This is a genomic window from Pedobacter sp. UYP1, from assembly GCF_040547305.1.
In the GTDB taxonomy this organism is placed as follows: domain Bacteria; phylum Bacteroidota; class Bacteroidia; order Sphingobacteriales; family Sphingobacteriaceae; genus Pedobacter.
In genome coordinates, this window is record NZ_JBEPPL010000009.1 from 188,206 (window position 1) to 202,947 (window position 14,742).

A 14,742-nucleotide genomic window follows, 5' to 3' on the forward strand; every position below is an offset into this window, starting at 1 on the left:
GCCTTTAGTTCGTTACAAATACATATAAACTTTCCAGCGTGTTTCCATACTGATCTACAATCCAAATGTACTGTGAGCCTCTTAAATTACTGAAGCTGGAACCATATATTTCAATATCAGCACTACCGTCTGCCTCAGGGAATACCAGGTATTGTTCTCCCTGTATAGTATTTCCGCAGATCAACGTATTTCCATGATCAGAAATAGGAAGTCCAGATGCCTTAAACAAGTAAGGCCCACCACTTGCACTAATAATAGCAGGCCCGCTAAACCCGAAAAATAAAGTGCTTACACTTTTTGAATGTACTGGTTTTAACAAACTGTGTTTTGCAGGACTAAAGCTGGAAAGTGAAAGCGCCAGCAAACAGGCAGAAAACGTAAATACAATTTTTCTCATAATAATATGATTAATAATTAAGAATGATAAGTTAACTAAAAGTTAGTTTAATTTGTCTCATTTCCAACTCATTCAGGTTGATAAATTGCAATTGCCATGCAGAAGTAATAAAAGATCGTATACTTGTTTTTATAATACCAATCGGTATATATTTGTCCTATGAATAAGTCATACACCAAAGCTGACCGTACCCGGAAATTTATCATCGAAAGCACCGCGGTGATTTTTAATAAAAAGGGGTTTGCAGGAACCTCCTTATCCGACCTGACCAAAGCAACCGGTCTGACTAAAGGGAGTATCTATGGCAATTTCGAAAATAAAGAAGAAGTTGCAGTGGCAGTCTTTGATTATAACTGTTCCAGAGTTGCTAATTTGACAAGCCAGGAAGTTAACCAGGCCACTACCTGTTATGATAAACTAATGGCCTATGTGCGGGTTTATCAGACGATTATAAAAGAAACCATGAATAGGGGAGGTTGTCCTATGCTCAATACCGCAACAGAAGCAGATGATACTAATGGGTTGTTGAGGAAACGAGCTGCAAACGTAGTATTGAACTGGGAAGGTGATTTGACAGCAATCATCAAAAAAGGTGTACTCGAAGGTGAGTTCAAAACCAATATTGATCCCCGTAAAACAGCCTTATCCATCATTGCACTCATCGAAGGAGGAATTATGATTTCCAAAGTTACCGGTGATTTGAGTTGTATGGGGCTTATACTCAATACCGTAGAAACGCTTATTGACCAAATTGAGCGTTAATTTTTTTTTACCCTAAAATATACCAATCAGTATAATATGAGCCCTTTAAAACGTCAGATTCTGTTAATCACTGTAATTGCAGCAGCAATAATGGAATTAATTGACACCTCTATAGTGAATGTAGCCTTGAATTATATGAGCGGAAATTTAGGGGCAACCTTAGAAGATATCTCCTGGGTAATTACTTCTTATGCGATCGCTAACGTGATTATTATTCCCATGACCAGCTTTTTGGTCAATAACCTGGGCAGAAGAAACTACTATATAGGCTCTATTATCCTTTTCACTTTTTGCTCTTTTATGTGTGGTAATGCAACCGGCATCTGGGAACTGGTTACCTTCCGCTTCCTGCAGGGCTTGGGCGGAGGAGCTTTACTCTCTGTTTCCGCTGTGGTTGTTTATGAGCTATTTCCGAAAGAAAAACAAGCCACTGCGAGTGCATTATTCGGTATAGGTATTTTTATCGGGCCAACCATCGGGCCCACTTTAGGAGGTTTCATTACCGAAAATTTTTCCTGGCCATGGATTTTTTATATTAATATCCCGATTGGTATAGCAGCAGCGATATCCTGTATGTTTCTTTTAGGAGAATCACCTATCAAACAACAGTTAAAAAAGATAGACTGGACCGGTATATTTCTGCTGATAGCCGGAGTTGGATCATTGCAAACCGTACTGGAAAGGGGGGAGACCGATGACTGGTTTGCAGCAGGCTATATTATTGTCCTTTCCATTATTGCGGCTCTTTCAATAATCGGATTTATAGTATGGGAATTAAGTATTGAAAACCCTATCGTTAACCTTAGAATATTAAAATACAGATCCTTGAGTGTAGCCGCTGTCCTGACTTTTATTACAGGAATGGGCATGTATACCTCTATTTATTTAACGCCCGTAGTTGCACAGCGCTTGCTTGGATTTACACCAACTCAATCTGGCTTATTGCTCTTGCCCGGATCAATTGTAGCCGTTCTGGCACTGATCATTACCGGTAAACTCCTGCAAAAAGGAGTTGCCCCGGCTTTCATGATCCTGTTAGGCTTTCTTTGCTTTATTTACTTCAACTGGTCGATGTCCAGAATCAATCTGGAAACCCCGGCCATCGCTATCACGGTGAATTTAATATTCAGAGCTATAGGAATGGCCTTGCTTACTGTTCCTTTATCAACACTTGCTGTATCCTCACTGGAAGCCAAAGACATGCCTCAGGGAACAGCGCTGAATAACATGATGCGTCAGCTGGGAGGCTCTTTTGGGATCTCCATCATTAACACCTATGTAGCCAGGCGCGTAGCTTTACACCGGATGGACCTGATTACTCACATTAAATTGGAAAATCCGGTGGCTGTAGAAAGAATTAATACCTATACCCATTTATTTCAACAGAAAGGCTTTGGACTGCTTGACGCCAAACAAAAGGCTATGCAGCTGATTGAAAATGTGGTTGTTAAACAATCCTTCTTTTCCAGTTACCTCGATGCTTATTTATTGATCGGGCTGTTTTTTGCCATCGTGCTGCCCCTGCTCATTTTTGTCGCTAAACGCGATAAGGCTAAACCCATAGTTATCCCTTCTTCAGATCATTAATCAAAAAATAATTAACATATAAACATAAAAAAAGATGAAATCAACAAATAATACTATTCTGATTGCCGGTGGAACTGCTGGTATCGGATTTGAAATCGCTAAACTATTAACAGAAAAAGGTAATCACGTGATCATAACTGGTCGTGATCAAAAACGCCTGGACACAGCAGTGGCTAAATTAACTAACGTGACAGGAATTTTATTTGATACCACTCAAGAAATAGAAGCCGACCGTTTGGTAAGCAAAATAGCCGCTGATTTTCCTACGTTAAATGTAGTAATCAATAACGCTGGCCTTGCTTATGCTTACGATGTACTTGCCGGAGAAAAATCCTGGGAAAAAGCAGCCGATGAAATGAATACCAATTATATTTCCCTGATCCGTCTGACTGAAAAATTATTGCCACAATTGCTTAAACAAGAAGAAGCTGCACTGGTTAATGTCAGCTCTATCGTAGCTATTGCGCCAGGACTTCGTTTGTTAACTTATAGTGCAAGTAAAGCCGCAGTTCATTCCTATACTCAAGGGTTACGTCTGGCTTTAAAAGCTACCAATGTTAAGGTATTTGAACTGATGCCACCTTTAGTAAATACTGATTTTTCTAAAGAAATCGGTGGAGCGGAAAATGGCATTCCACCTTTACAAGTAGCTACAGAATTTTTCGAAGCTTTTGAAAATGATACTTATGAAATACACGTAGGCGGAACCGCACAAGTCTATGAATTGGCACGTACTTCACCTCTGGTAGCTTTAAATGCCGTAAATGGGATAGAAGCATAAAGTTATGATATAATGAACAAAGGCCGTTTCAATCCAACGAAACGGCCTTTGTATTTTAAAAAGAACTATTTATTTACCCTCCTTATTAAACTTAAGCCTGATTCCTGCATTAACGAAAAAGTTTCCGCCTAACTTATTGATTTGTCCATTGGTAAATAAGTTCTTGATGCCACCTTCTTTAAGATCATAATTTCTTAAAATCATGTAACCACCACCCAGTATAAAATCAAAATGTTTACTCTTAAACTTGGTTTCCAGACCAGCAGGTAATTCCGTATAGTTTAGATAACGTCTATTAGGCTCAACCGTGTTCTCGGTATCAAAGCTTGTATTTTTAAACCTTACCGCTAACTTAACTTCCATCTTTTTGGTGACCTCACGCGCAACGCTGACCTCGGTAGGTATATCAATATTGAATTTAAATCTGCCTTCTGTTTCCAAATGCATCATCAAACCGGGTAAAACTATAGGTGCATTAAGTGCATTCACTACAAAAGCTCCAAATCCATAAGAGAAGCCTGGACGGGGAGTTTTGATGAAAAGTACGCCGCCACTGATAAATATATCATGATAATCTACTGCTTTAAGATCTGTATTCACACCGGCAGTTAACAGGCTGACCATCGCCCAGTTATTTCGCATAGTGCGTAAATAAGTTACCCCTAACATCGTATTTAATAATTTCTCCGGCATTAAATCCTGGCTATTGGCTTTACCAGACATTTCAGTGTAACCACCACTTACTATACCCGTCCATTTTTCTAACTTTTTGGTAGCAGGATTGAATTTAGTTGAAATCGGAAAGCTATAATTCAGATCAATTCTTTTTTGAGTTTTCTCTAAATTTTCTACCTGCCCGTTTTTCTGCTTGTATTTACTTTGAGGGATGTAGATCGCATTAACGTCCAGTGTATTTTCCGGGCCGAATTGGGCCATTGCATTTGTGCCTGTTAGAAGAAGAAAAGCGATAAGCAATCTTTGGAAGAACTGATTTTTCTTAAACATAAATTTAAACGAATGAGGTATTGAATATTTGTTGAACATTTTTTCCTGTTTAGTCATAGGACAACCTCTTTGCATTCTACCCTTACGCTACATTAAAAATTAAATATTCTGCCTTTAAATCAGGCCAGAATGCTGTTGCATCTTCCTACAAGCTGTAGAGAATGTCTACAATTGAAAACAAGAAGCTAATTCTAAATGACTTGAAACGAGGTTTTTAATCCCATTTTAATCTGTGGAGCGAAAATTGCTATTGTGCATCTTTAATAACTTGCCCATTACTTAAAGATTAGTGTATTCAGATGAAAAGAAGCCCATTACCGTACCTCGTATGCTTACTCGCCATGGTATTCAGCACCCACTTTGCACAGGGAGCTGCCCATAGAAAAGACCTGTCAAGTTTCAGGACAGTATTATTCCAAACCGACACCATTCCTAAGGATTCTGTGAAAAAAGATTCCATCAAAAAGGATACTGCAAAACGTGCCGTAATCCCGGTGATTAAAGTTGTTCAGGATACTACCCGTAAAAAAGTAGCTCAGGACACGACAGTTAAAAAAACTGCACAGGATACTACCGTTAAAAAGGTAGCTCAGGATACAACTGTTAAAACGATTATTCCGTATACTGCAGCTAAAAAGGCTGTTCAGGATACGGCCGTTAAAACAGCTGTACAGGATACCGCTGGTAGTAAAGCCGTTCAGGACTCCATTAGTGGTAAAGTCTCTGACGCTGGCGGACCATTAATTGGTGTAGTGATCACCGTTAAAGGTGGAAAAGATAAATCCCTTACCGATAGCAAAGGGCAATTCAGGATTGCCGCCGGCGAAAATGCAATTCTTGTATTCGCCTATATGGGGTATAAGACTAAACAAGAACCCGTCAATAAGCGCAAGACCCTGAATGTGGTCATGGCAACAGAATCAAAAGTACTAAGTGAAGTACAAGTAGTTGCAACCGGATATGGAACTGTCAACCGTTCAAAACTGACCAGTTCAGTTTCCAGTATCCAATCTGACCAGATTAAAAACGATGTGATGCCGACTATTACCCAGGCAATTCAGGGTAAAGCAGGAGGGGTACAGGTTACCCAGAAATCAGGATCACCAGGTGGTGGTTTAAATATCAGGATCAGGGGTACTACCTCGATCAATGCTGGTTCTGACCCATTGTATGTAGTAGATGGTATTCCAGTGAACAGTACAACGAATTTTACAGGCGGAAGTAACTTCAACTTTGGTGGTGGTACGCAGGGAATTAATATCCTGGCTTCTATCAACCCTTCTGATGTACAATCTGTAGAAATTTTAAAAGATGCAGCTTCTTCTTCAATCTATGGAGCAAGAGCAGCAAATGGTGTCGTACTGATCACTACTAAAAAAGGTCAGCCAGGTACCAGTACCTTCAGCTTTAACGCTTACGAAGGATTCTCAGAAGTTCCCAACGAGAGAAAATATAAAATGATGAATACTGGTGAATACCAGGATTACATGAAAGACTATTACAAATACTTGCTGGATGCCAACGGTAATCCTACTCCGGTTCCGGCACAAGTATCAGGTAACCCGAACATCAACACAGATTGGCAAAAACAGATTTTCAGAACAGCGCCAACGCGTAACTATGAATTGTCTGCACGCGGAGGGTCTGAAAAAACACAATACTATACATCCATTGGCTATATGCGTCAGGGAGGTGTTATTCAAAACTCTGATTTCAGCCGTTTAAGTGCCAGAATCAACCTGGATCACCAACACAGTGATAAATTGAAATTCTCTGCCCGTGTGAATCTGACCAGAGCATTGAATGACCGTGTTCAGGAAGAAAACTCTAAAGAAGGGTCTACAAAAACAGGTATTTTTGCACCGCCAAACCTTCCTGTTTATAACCCTGACGGAAGTTATGCTTACGACCAGGTCAACACTAGTCGCGAGAATCCATTAGCCATGTTATTGCTGCCAGTTAATAAATCAGAAACATTCAGAGTATTGGCAAGTGGTTCAGCAGAATACAAATTTATGCCTGAACTGACGTTGAAAACCAGTTTTGGTGCTGACTTAAGCTATATCGATGAAACCTTCTTTATGCCACCAAACGGTATTCGTTCATTTGCATCGCAAGGCGGAATAGGTGCACAAAGAAACACAAGAGATCAATTGTGGATCAATGAAACAACACTGAGCTATCAGAAATCATTTGGTGAGCATCATATCGATGCACTTGCCGGAGCTTCAGTTCAACAATCCCGTGTACAATTTGTAAGCGCAAGCCGTTCTAACTTTCCATCTAATGATATCGAGTATATTTCTGCCGGTGGTTTAATTACCGGTGCAGACTCTTTCCCTGAAGAATGGAGTATCGCTTCTGGTTTTTCAAGAGTGAACTATGACTATAAAGGAAAATACCTTTTAACAGCAAATTTCAGAGTAGATGGTTCCTCACGTTTCGGAACAAACAGCCGTTACGCTACTTTCCCCTCATTTGGTGCTGCATGGCGCGCGTCTGATGAAGATTTCCTGAAGACTAACAAAGTGATTAGCAACTTGAAATTAAGAGCAAGCTGGGGTGTTACAGGAAACCAGAACATTCCTAACTATGCGAGTTATTCTTTATATAGTGGAAGTAATAATTACCTGGGTAATCCTGGTTATTTACCAAACGTATTAGGTGATAAAGATCTGAAATGGGAAACAACCAAACAATTGGATTTTGGAGTAGACGTAGGATTGTTTAACAACCGTATCTCGATCCTTGCCGATTATTATATTAAAAATACTTCTGACCTTTTGGTTGGTGTGGTTGTACCGACAAGTTCAGGTTTTGCAAACCGTTTTACCAATGTAGGTAAGATTCAGAACAGAGGTTTTGAATTTGAATTAACTACACAAAATCTGGTTGGTGCATTGAAATGGAGCACTTCATTAAATATGTCATTTAACAGGAACAAAGTTGTTTCTTTACCAGGCGGAGAATTAAGTGGTGGTGTTGGTGGATTGAATATTGCCAGAGAGGGCTTACCTCTTGGTTCATTCTATGGATGGAAAATGTCTGGTGTAAATCCTCAGACTGGTATGATTGATTATATCAAACAAGACGGTAGCCTTGGTGCACCAAATGATCCGAAAGATCGTGGAATCATTGGTAACCCAAATCCTGATTTCTATGGAGGTATCACCAATACATTTACCTATAAAAACTTTGACTTGAGTATTATGGGGCAGTTTTCTTATGGAAACGATGTCTTCAACTATAACCTGGCTTCAGGATTGGATGGAAGTAATAAAACAAGCAATGGTTTTGTAGACTGGAATAGACGCTGGAGAAATCCGGGAGATATTACAGATATCCCAAGACCAACACCTGGAAACTTTGATAACACCGCAATCTCTGACCGTTTTGTACAAGATGGTTCGTTCTTCAGATTGAGAAATATCACGTTTGGCTACACCCTAAGTGATAAAGTTTCGGAGAAATTGAAGATCAAAAGCTTGCGTGTTTACACTACCGTACAAAATGCTTTCGTATTTACTAAATACAAAGGTTATGATCCAGAAGTTAGCTCTAGCCATGGCGGTGCCAATGCTGGTTTAACATACGGTTATGATTACGGTAGTTATCCGCAGCCAAGAATCTTTACTGCGGGTATCAATTTAACTTTCTAAGAACAACTCTATAAATAGCACATGAAGACGATTTCAAAATATATTTTACTAGCTGCCGTGTCCTTAAGCTTTACGTCTTGTAAAAAATTCCTGGACAGGGAACCTATTGCACAGATTACACCTGATAATATTTTTAATTCACAACAAGGTGCCCAATCGGCTGTAATGGGGATGTACAGAACACAATTAGGAGCGAACTCTTACGGACAATCCCTGATTATTGTTCCTGAATTCTCAGCCAGACACGTTAATCACGTGTCCAGCTTTCCTGAATATGTGGACTTTAAAACGAATACAATCCGTATCGATAATCCATGGGTACAGAATATCTGGACAGCAGGTTATGCCGCTATCAATGCAGCGAATAATATTGTGGTGAAAGTAGCTGCAATGCCAGAAGCTGCAATTGCGACCGATAAAAGACAGCAATTTATCAGAGAAGCACAATTTATCAGAGCTTTGACTTATTTTAACCTGGTGAGAGCATTTGGAGATGTTCCTTTGATTGTCACACCGACCGGAGAAAACGATAACCTGAAAGTTCCACGTAACACCGTAGCTGAAGTTTATGCGAAAATCATTGCAGACTTGATAGAGGCTTCTAATTTGCCGAATGCTTATGCGAACATTGCAGAAACTAAAGGCAGAGTAACTGGTAACGCAGCTAAAGCTTTACTTGCTAAAGTTTATTTATACAATGGAAGCGTAACCAATACTTATGCAGAAGCAGTAAGATTAGCGAAGGATGTAATCGCGACAAGTGGTGCATCAATGCCAGTTGACTTTGGTTCAGTCTGGACTACAAAAAACACTTCAGAATCAATTTTTGAATTGCAGTTTGATGCACAGGCGACTAATCCACTGGCGACGGTAAGTAATCCGAATGCTTCTGCTTTATTTTATGCAGAAGGAAAATCGATTGCTGATTTATATGAAGCAGGAGATAAAAGAAGAGACTTCACCGTTTACCAGAATACCCCGGCAGATCCAAGATTTTATATCGGTAAATACAGAATCTTCAATCCGGCTATTCAAAACGTACCGGTGATCCGTATTGCAGAAATCTATCTGATCCACGCAGAAGCTCAGGCTCGTGTAGATGGAGGAGTAAGTGCCGCAGCATACGATTCTTATAAAAAGGTACGTGACAGAGCTGGAATCACTACTCCCGATATTTCTACTTTTACAACGCTTGCAGCTTTCATCACTGCCGTACAAAAAGAGAAAAGAAATGAGATGATGTTTGAAGGAGAAGCATGGTTTGACTATTGCAGAACCGGTTTAGCATTAACCGATATGATGACTAAACCAGATCCTAATTACTATTTATACCCTATTCCTGATGCAGAGCGCAGAAATAATCCAACTTTAACCCAAAACAAAGGGTATTAGGTTGATTCACAGGTTTATAAAATGAAAAGAGAGGTTTTTACCTCTCTTTTCATTTAAAAGGGAAATTACTATTGGCCTGAAAACTATGTCATTAGACTTTTATGCCCCACAGCTAAACTCATAGAATTGTAACTCTTTTAGGATGTTATTGCTGTTTAAATAGATTAAATGCATATTTAAGAAAGAATTAGCCATTATACTATGTTAGGAGAATTAATCGAAAAGGAGTCAATAGACGTAAGTGAAATTATAGCAGCAGATCAGAACCACATCGAGGAATTAAAAGATAAGCTCAGTGGCGCTCAGCGTTTAGGTAATGAATTCAAATCAAAAGCAGACATTACTTTTAATACAAAATTCGGCCCAAAGACTGTGAATACGACAGTATGGTCAGTTACAGAGAAATATATTCAGCTGAAAAACGGAATTCATATTCCTTTGACCAGCCTGATTGATATAGATTTTTAAGCGATGTCCTGAGTGTATTGTTTTCCGCAGTAAACACTTTTGGAAACAGCATCACTCAGGACATCTTTAAATACCAGGAATACTTCGTAAGTTTTATTCTTCATATGTGCAGGATGCATTTGGAAAGTGTCTTTTAATTCACTTCTGCTTGCGCCACTGTAACAGGTATGAAAACGTCTGTCTGCTTTATTATACAGCAGGATCATCGTTCTGTCGTTGGGAGAACCTATGTCCGTCTGATCTTTGTCCCATTCAAAATTAAGCGCGTTTTTAGTGATAGTTACCTTTATATTTTCAGGTTTCACCAGGTCCCCATCCGCCACCACCACTGTATGTTTATGGCTTATTTCTGATGCTGTTTTTCGTTTATCACAAAAAAGATGGAACTTAAAGCCTTAACCAGCTGATACTAAATAGTTGGAATCGTTCCTCCGTCAATCACATATTCTGTTCCTGATAAGTAACTTGCGCGGGGTGAGACCAGGAAACCTACTAATTCTGCAACTTCTTCTGGTTTGGCTGGTCTTCCCATTGGGATACCTCCCAATGCATCCATAACCTGTTGAACTGTGTTTTCTATAGTATCTCCTGAATTCTCTGCTAAACGTTCCATCATTCTGGTCGCTGCTTCGGTTTGAATCCATCCCGGCGATACGGTTAATACCCGCACTCCTTTTGGAGAGACCTCTTTTGATAATCCTTTGCTGTAATTTATTAAACCGGCTTTAGCAGTTGCATAAGGTAAAGTGGACTCATGTAATGGCAATCTGCCCTGTATCGACGCAATATGTATAATAACTCCAGAGCCCTTTGCAAGCATAGCAGGCAGCAAGCCTCTGTCGATCCTTACAGGAGCCAGAAGATTAGTTTGAAGTGATGCAGACCAGTGTTGATCTGATAGTGCCGCAAATCCACCGCCAGGAGTTTCTGAACCACCCAGATTGTTGATCAGGATATCTATTCCGCCATATTCCGATAAAATAGCTGCGGTTACTTTTTCTGTCCCTTCAGGTTTGCTTAAATCTGCAGCAATGAAATGAAAATCGGGATTGGTATCCTCTGGTTTATTTCTGGCAGTGATGATTACTTTTGCTCCGGCAAGAGCCAGCCTTGTCGCAATTGCTTTCCCAGTTCCTTTTGTCCCGCCTGTGACCAGTGCTATTTGACCAGCTAATTCATTTTCTATATTCATATCATTAATATTTGTTGATGTGTCAAATGTCGGGTGGATAAGCATTGGATACAATTACGGATAAACGAATCGGATAGGGTTAAATTTATCCGTATTGACAGGTTTTAGGCAATACGCTATCTTTAGCACATGTATCAGAAAAAGATAGTGCAGCACTATGATTGCGGTCTTGATTTAGTAGGGGAAGTCTTATATGGGAAATGGAAAATAAGATTACTTTATTTCATTAATGAAGGACATATCCGTCCCAGTCAGCTGCAAAGAAAAATTCCGGGAGCTTCGCGACGGGTTTTAAATGTCCAGTTAAATGAACTGGAAAAACACGAACTGATTTCGAAGGTTATCTTTCCTGTACTTCCGCCTAAAGTAGAATATAGTCTCACTCCGTTGGGTCAGAGTTTAATTCCACTAATTCATTCCATAGGGTTATGGGGCGATGAACATGAAGAGAAGTTAAGGGGAATACTTACAAAAAAATAGTTTATGGATTTATCTGTTTCGAAACATCATCTGGTTATGATAAAAGTTTTTAGTACGCTGGCCTTTCTGATTTTATCACTTCATTTATGAGCCAGCTGTAAATGCTATCTTAACAAGTCCAAAGTGGGTGCCTGGTATTGAAAATGGTAAAGCTGTTGTTTCAACTTATCAAATAGATGTCTCCTTTAAAATTGAAGATTAACTAAAATAGCTTTTCATTTTGGTTATGCATATCCTTGATTTGGTTAGGATTGCCTGATGATGATTGCACAATTTTGTTCAATCATTAATCATAATCTTATGGCAAATCAGATTGAATCATCAACAAATGACAAACCCGTTGCGCTGGTCACAGGTGCCAATCAGGGCGTAGGTTTTCAAATCGCTAAAGCACTTGCAGACAACGGCTATATTGTTTATGCCGGTTCGCGTAACCTGAGCAACGGTGAAAAGGCTGCTGCTGAGATCGGCATTACAGTACATGCGGTACAGTTGGATGTAACCCAGCAATCCACCATTAATGCAGTGGTGGAACGTATAGAAAAAGAATCCGGTCGTCTGGATCTGCTGGTAAATAATGCAGCAATATCCCATGCCGGTAAGGCTGGCAGGACATTGGAAGAGACAACGGAGGACGGCAAAGCTATTACCGCATCGCTTGACGAGGTACGGACGGTTTGGGAAACTAATGTCTTTGGAGTTATTGCCGTTACACAGGCAGCACTGCCTTTACTTCGCAAATCAACAGCCGCCCGTATTGTTAACGTGTCAAGCGGACTGGGTTCTTTAACCTGGATAGCTGATCCGGCTTGCTGGGCGAGGGAACATTTCGGCGTTGTTTATGCCGCTTCCAAAACGGCACTTAATGCCGTAACTCTAGCCTTTGCCATAGAACTGGAAAAGGAAAATATCAAGGTGAATGCAGTTAGCCCTGGTTTTACGGCTACAGCACTGAATAACTTTCAGGGTACCGATACAGTTGAAGTTGGTTCGCGTGAACCGATCCGCGTAGCACTGCAAACGGATGGCCCAACCGCAACTTTTACAGGCCCGGATGGAGCACTGCCTTGGTAATGGCAAGTTAATACGCAATTCAAGCCTTATTTATAACCGGTGGCCTAAGTTGTGACCGGTTATAATTATTATATTTAAATATGAAAACTGAAATGCCGAAAGTCAGTAAATTTGAGTCTATATCGGAAATACACCGTATGCTAGGGCTTCCGGGGCCTGTTCATCCCTTAATCAGCTTAATGGATGCTACTAACGGGCAGATTGACTTATGCCAGCTGCCGGCCACTTACGTGACAAGTTTTTATAAGATCTCCTTCATTACCAAATTAGGTGGAAAATTCAAATATGGTCAGGGTTATTACGATTTTGATGAAGGGAGCTTATTATTCACTGCGCCTAATCAACTTATAGGCGGTGCTGAAAAATATGAAGATAGCGCAGGTTATTCGCTGCTTATCCATCGGGATTTTCTGCAAGGTTATCCATTGGCAGGGAAAATCAAAAACTATGGATTCTTCTCTTACGCCAGCAACGAAGCATTGCACCTTTCCCAGCAGGAGAGAGTAACAGTATTGTCCATACTTACCATCCTTCAAAAGGAGCTGAACAGCCGTATAGATGATTTCAGCCATGAGGTTATTATCGCGCAGATCGAATTGTTATTGAGTTATGCCAAACGCTTTTATAAGCGTCAGTTCCTCACGCGGCAGGTGATTAACAACGAGTTGCTTCAGGAATTGGAAGAACTGCTGAATACCTGTTTTAATGAAGAATTGCCAGTCAATAAAGGCATACCAACTGTTCAATATCTGGCGGGCCAGTTGAATTATACACCCAATTATTTAAGTGATATGTTGCGTTCGCTTACCGGGCTGAATGCGCAACAACATATCCACCAGAAGCTGATCGAAAGGTCAAAAGAATTACTGTCTTCTACTAATTTGACTATCAGTGAGGTGGCTTACAAATTAGGGTTCGAACACCCGCAATCTTTCAGCAGGCTGTTCAAAATAAAAACAAGTATTTCTCCTGTTCAATTCAGATCGGCTTTCAATTGATTACGTAAATGTCTATTAACTCTGGAATCCCTGCCTAAAGGAAACTGGTGACTGACCGGTCTTCTGCTTGAACAACTTGCTGAATGAAGGCAAGTGTTCAAACCCAAAACTATAAGCAATTTCGCTGACGGTCAGGTTTGTTGCCGATAACTTCTGTTTTGCTGCTTCCACCAGCTTTTCATGAATGTGCTGCTGTGTATTCGATCCTGTCAGGGTCTTGAGCAGCCCACTTAAATAATTAGTGGAAACGTTGAGCTTTTCAGCGACATAGGCTACACTGGGAATGCCATGGCTAAGACTTTCTCCGCTATCGAAATAATCTTCAAGCAACTTTTCCAGCTTGCTCAAAATCATATGACTACTGATGGTACGGGTAATGAACTGCCTGTTATAGAAGCGATCTGCATTACCCAGCAATGCTTCCAGATGGGCAATGATGATGCCCTGAGAAAACCTATCGGTATAGGCAAGGCATTCTTCGCTGATATGGCCTATAATTTCATTAATCCTTTTCTCTTCCCTTTCCGAGAGAAACAGTGCCTCGTTTGCCGAATACCCGAAATAGCCATACTGACGGATTGTTGTGGCCAGGTTCGTATTCCGAAAGAAATCAGGATGGATCAAAAGTAACCAGCCGGATGGCTCGGAAAAACTATCATTTTCCATCTCTACACGCAATACCTGTCCAGGGGCGAGAAAGTACATGATGCCCTCATCAAAATCGTAAGACTGCTGACCGTAGATCATCTTAAAATTCAGGCCCCGCTTTATCGAGATCGAATAGAAATCAAATACAGCACTGATCCCCTGATGTCCGCTGGGAATCCGGACCTGAGCATAGTCGACCAGGCTGATCAGCGGATGTAAGGGGCCGGCAATGCCGGTAAGCCTGTGAAACTCGGTAATGGTCTTTATTCTACGTGGTTCGCTTCCTGCCATATTACAAA

14 protein-coding genes are annotated in these 14,742 nt (G+C 40.4%); 9 read left to right on the forward strand and 5 right to left on the reverse strand.

Going from position 1 to position 14,742, the window contains the following annotated elements:
• Positions 1-4 precede the first annotated feature (4 nt).
• Positions 5-397 carry a hypothetical protein gene (locus tag ABIB30_RS17950; protein WP_354304363.1) on the reverse strand — a complete coding sequence of 131 codons (393 nt, stop codon included), beginning with the start codon at positions 395-397 and terminating at the stop codon, positions 5-7.
• Between the two features lie 159 nt (positions 398-556).
• On the opposite strand from ABIB30_RS17950, the gene ABIB30_RS17955 reads away from it, so the two are divergent.
• The 3 genes from ABIB30_RS17955 to ABIB30_RS17965 are packed head-to-tail and all read left to right on the forward strand — an operon-like array spanning position 557 to position 3,527.
• Positions 557-1,159: a TetR/AcrR family transcriptional regulator gene (locus ABIB30_RS17955; protein WP_354304364.1), complete on the forward strand. Its 603-nt coding sequence runs from the start codon at positions 557-559 to the stop codon at positions 1,157-1,159.
• 36 nt (positions 1,160-1,195) lie between these two features.
• The gene (locus ABIB30_RS17960; RefSeq protein ID WP_354304366.1) at positions 1,196-2,746 is read left to right on the forward strand and encodes a DHA2 family efflux MFS transporter permease subunit; all 1,551 of its coding nucleotides are present in this window, start codon (positions 1,196-1,198) and stop codon (positions 2,744-2,746) included.
• A 34-nt stretch (positions 2,747-2,780) separates the two neighbouring features.
• Positions 2,781-3,527, forward strand: coding sequence for an SDR family oxidoreductase (locus tag ABIB30_RS17965; protein WP_354304367.1), 747 nt, complete (start codon positions 2,781-2,783; stop codon positions 3,525-3,527).
• Positions 3,528-3,596: 69 nt separating this feature from the next.
• Here ABIB30_RS17965 and ABIB30_RS17970 read toward each other — a convergent pair whose 3' ends face one another.
• Positions 3,597-4,532, reverse strand: coding sequence for a DUF6268 family outer membrane beta-barrel protein (locus ABIB30_RS17970; RefSeq protein ID WP_354304369.1), 936 nt, complete (start codon positions 4,530-4,532; stop codon positions 3,597-3,599).
• Between the two features lie 299 nt (positions 4,533-4,831).
• On the opposite strand from ABIB30_RS17970, the gene ABIB30_RS17975 reads away from it, so the two are divergent.
• From ABIB30_RS17975 to ABIB30_RS17985, 3 genes are all read left to right on the forward strand, one after another.
• Positions 4,832-8,191 carry a SusC/RagA family TonB-linked outer membrane protein gene (locus ABIB30_RS17975; RefSeq protein ID WP_354304371.1) on the forward strand — a complete coding sequence of 1,120 codons (3,360 nt, stop codon included), beginning with the start codon at positions 4,832-4,834 and terminating at the stop codon, positions 8,189-8,191.
• A gap of 21 nt (positions 8,192-8,212) precedes the next feature.
• Entirely contained in the window at positions 8,213-9,583 is a 1,371-nt protein-coding gene (locus ABIB30_RS17980; protein ID WP_354304373.1) for a RagB/SusD family nutrient uptake outer membrane protein, read from the forward strand.
• Positions 9,584-9,784: 201 nt separating this feature from the next.
• The gene (locus ABIB30_RS17985) at positions 9,785-10,051 is read left to right on the forward strand and encodes a hypothetical protein (RefSeq protein ID WP_111631991.1); all 267 of its coding nucleotides are present in this window, start codon (positions 9,785-9,787) and stop codon (positions 10,049-10,051) included.
• Here the strand turns inward: ABIB30_RS17985 and ABIB30_RS17990 are convergent.
• Both ABIB30_RS17990 and ABIB30_RS17995 read right to left on the reverse strand, forming a co-directional pair.
• On the reverse strand, positions 10,048-10,374 hold the full coding sequence (locus ABIB30_RS17990) for a DUF6266 family protein (RefSeq protein WP_354304374.1): 327 nt from the start codon (positions 10,372-10,374) through the stop codon (positions 10,048-10,050). The two genes, ABIB30_RS17985 and ABIB30_RS17990, sit on opposite strands and share 4 nt — an antisense overlap.
• A gap of 86 nt (positions 10,375-10,460) precedes the next feature.
• Positions 10,461-11,243, reverse strand: coding sequence for an SDR family oxidoreductase (locus tag ABIB30_RS17995; RefSeq protein ID WP_354304376.1), 783 nt, complete (start codon positions 11,241-11,243; stop codon positions 10,461-10,463).
• Positions 11,244-11,372: 129 nt separating this feature from the next.
• Here ABIB30_RS17995 and ABIB30_RS18000 point away from each other — a divergent pair, with 129 nt between their 5' ends.
• The 3 genes from ABIB30_RS18000 (at position 11,373) to ABIB30_RS18010 (ending at position 13,795) form a co-directional block, all read left to right on the forward strand.
• Entirely contained in the window at positions 11,373-11,723 is a 351-nt protein-coding gene (locus ABIB30_RS18000; RefSeq protein WP_354304378.1) for a winged helix-turn-helix transcriptional regulator, read from the forward strand.
• Positions 11,724-12,023: 300 nt separating this feature from the next.
• On the forward strand, positions 12,024-12,797 hold the full coding sequence (locus ABIB30_RS18005; RefSeq protein WP_354304379.1) for an SDR family NAD(P)-dependent oxidoreductase: 774 nt from the start codon (positions 12,024-12,026) through the stop codon (positions 12,795-12,797).
• Positions 12,798-12,877: 80 nt separating this feature from the next.
• Positions 12,878-13,795, forward strand: coding sequence for a helix-turn-helix domain-containing protein (locus ABIB30_RS18010; RefSeq protein WP_354304381.1), 918 nt, complete (start codon positions 12,878-12,880; stop codon positions 13,793-13,795).
• 15 nt (positions 13,796-13,810) lie between these two features.
• On the opposite strand, the gene ABIB30_RS18015 is transcribed toward ABIB30_RS18010, so the two are convergent.
• The gene (locus ABIB30_RS18015) at positions 13,811-14,734 is read right to left on the reverse strand and encodes a helix-turn-helix domain-containing protein (protein WP_354304383.1); all 924 of its coding nucleotides are present in this window, start codon (positions 14,732-14,734) and stop codon (positions 13,811-13,813) included.
• Between the last annotated feature and the right edge of the window lie 8 nt (positions 14,735-14,742).

Excerpts from the sequence above, each read along its gene's own strand:
- ABIB30_RS18000 (WP_354304378.1), top strand. The coding sequence starts at position 11,373 with ATGTATCAGAAAAAGATAGTGCAGCACTATGATTGCGGTCTTGATTTA.
- ABIB30_RS17995 (WP_354304376.1), bottom strand. The coding sequence starts at position 11,243 with ATGAATATAGAAAATGAATTAGCTGGTCAAATAGCACTGGTCACAGGC.
- ABIB30_RS17955 (WP_354304364.1), top strand. The coding sequence starts at position 557 with ATGAATAAGTCATACACCAAAGCTGACCGTACCCGGAAATTTATCATC.
- ABIB30_RS17975 (WP_354304371.1), top strand. The coding sequence starts at position 4,832 with ATGAAAAGAAGCCCATTACCGTACCTCGTATGCTTACTCGCCATGGTA.
- ABIB30_RS18010 (WP_354304381.1), top strand. The coding sequence starts at position 12,878 with ATGAAAACTGAAATGCCGAAAGTCAGTAAATTTGAGTCTATATCGGAA.
- ABIB30_RS17980 (WP_354304373.1), top strand. The coding sequence starts at position 8,213 with ATGAAGACGATTTCAAAATATATTTTACTAGCTGCCGTGTCCTTAAGC.
- ABIB30_RS18005 (WP_354304379.1), top strand. The coding sequence starts at position 12,024 with ATGGCAAATCAGATTGAATCATCAACAAATGACAAACCCGTTGCGCTG.
- ABIB30_RS17985 (WP_111631991.1), top strand. The coding sequence starts at position 9,785 with ATGTTAGGAGAATTAATCGAAAAGGAGTCAATAGACGTAAGTGAAATT.
- ABIB30_RS17965 (WP_354304367.1), top strand. The coding sequence starts at position 2,781 with ATGAAATCAACAAATAATACTATTCTGATTGCCGGTGGAACTGCTGGT.
- ABIB30_RS17950 (WP_354304363.1), bottom strand. The coding sequence starts at position 397 with ATGAGAAAAATTGTATTTACGTTTTCTGCCTGTTTGCTGGCGCTTTCA.
- ABIB30_RS18015 (WP_354304383.1), bottom strand. The coding sequence starts at position 14,734 with ATGGCAGGAAGCGAACCACGTAGAATAAAGACCATTACCGAGTTTCAC.
- ABIB30_RS17960 (WP_354304366.1), top strand. The coding sequence starts at position 1,196 with ATGAGCCCTTTAAAACGTCAGATTCTGTTAATCACTGTAATTGCAGCA.
- ABIB30_RS17970 (WP_354304369.1), bottom strand. The coding sequence starts at position 4,532 with ATGTTTAAGAAAAATCAGTTCTTCCAAAGATTGCTTATCGCTTTTCTT.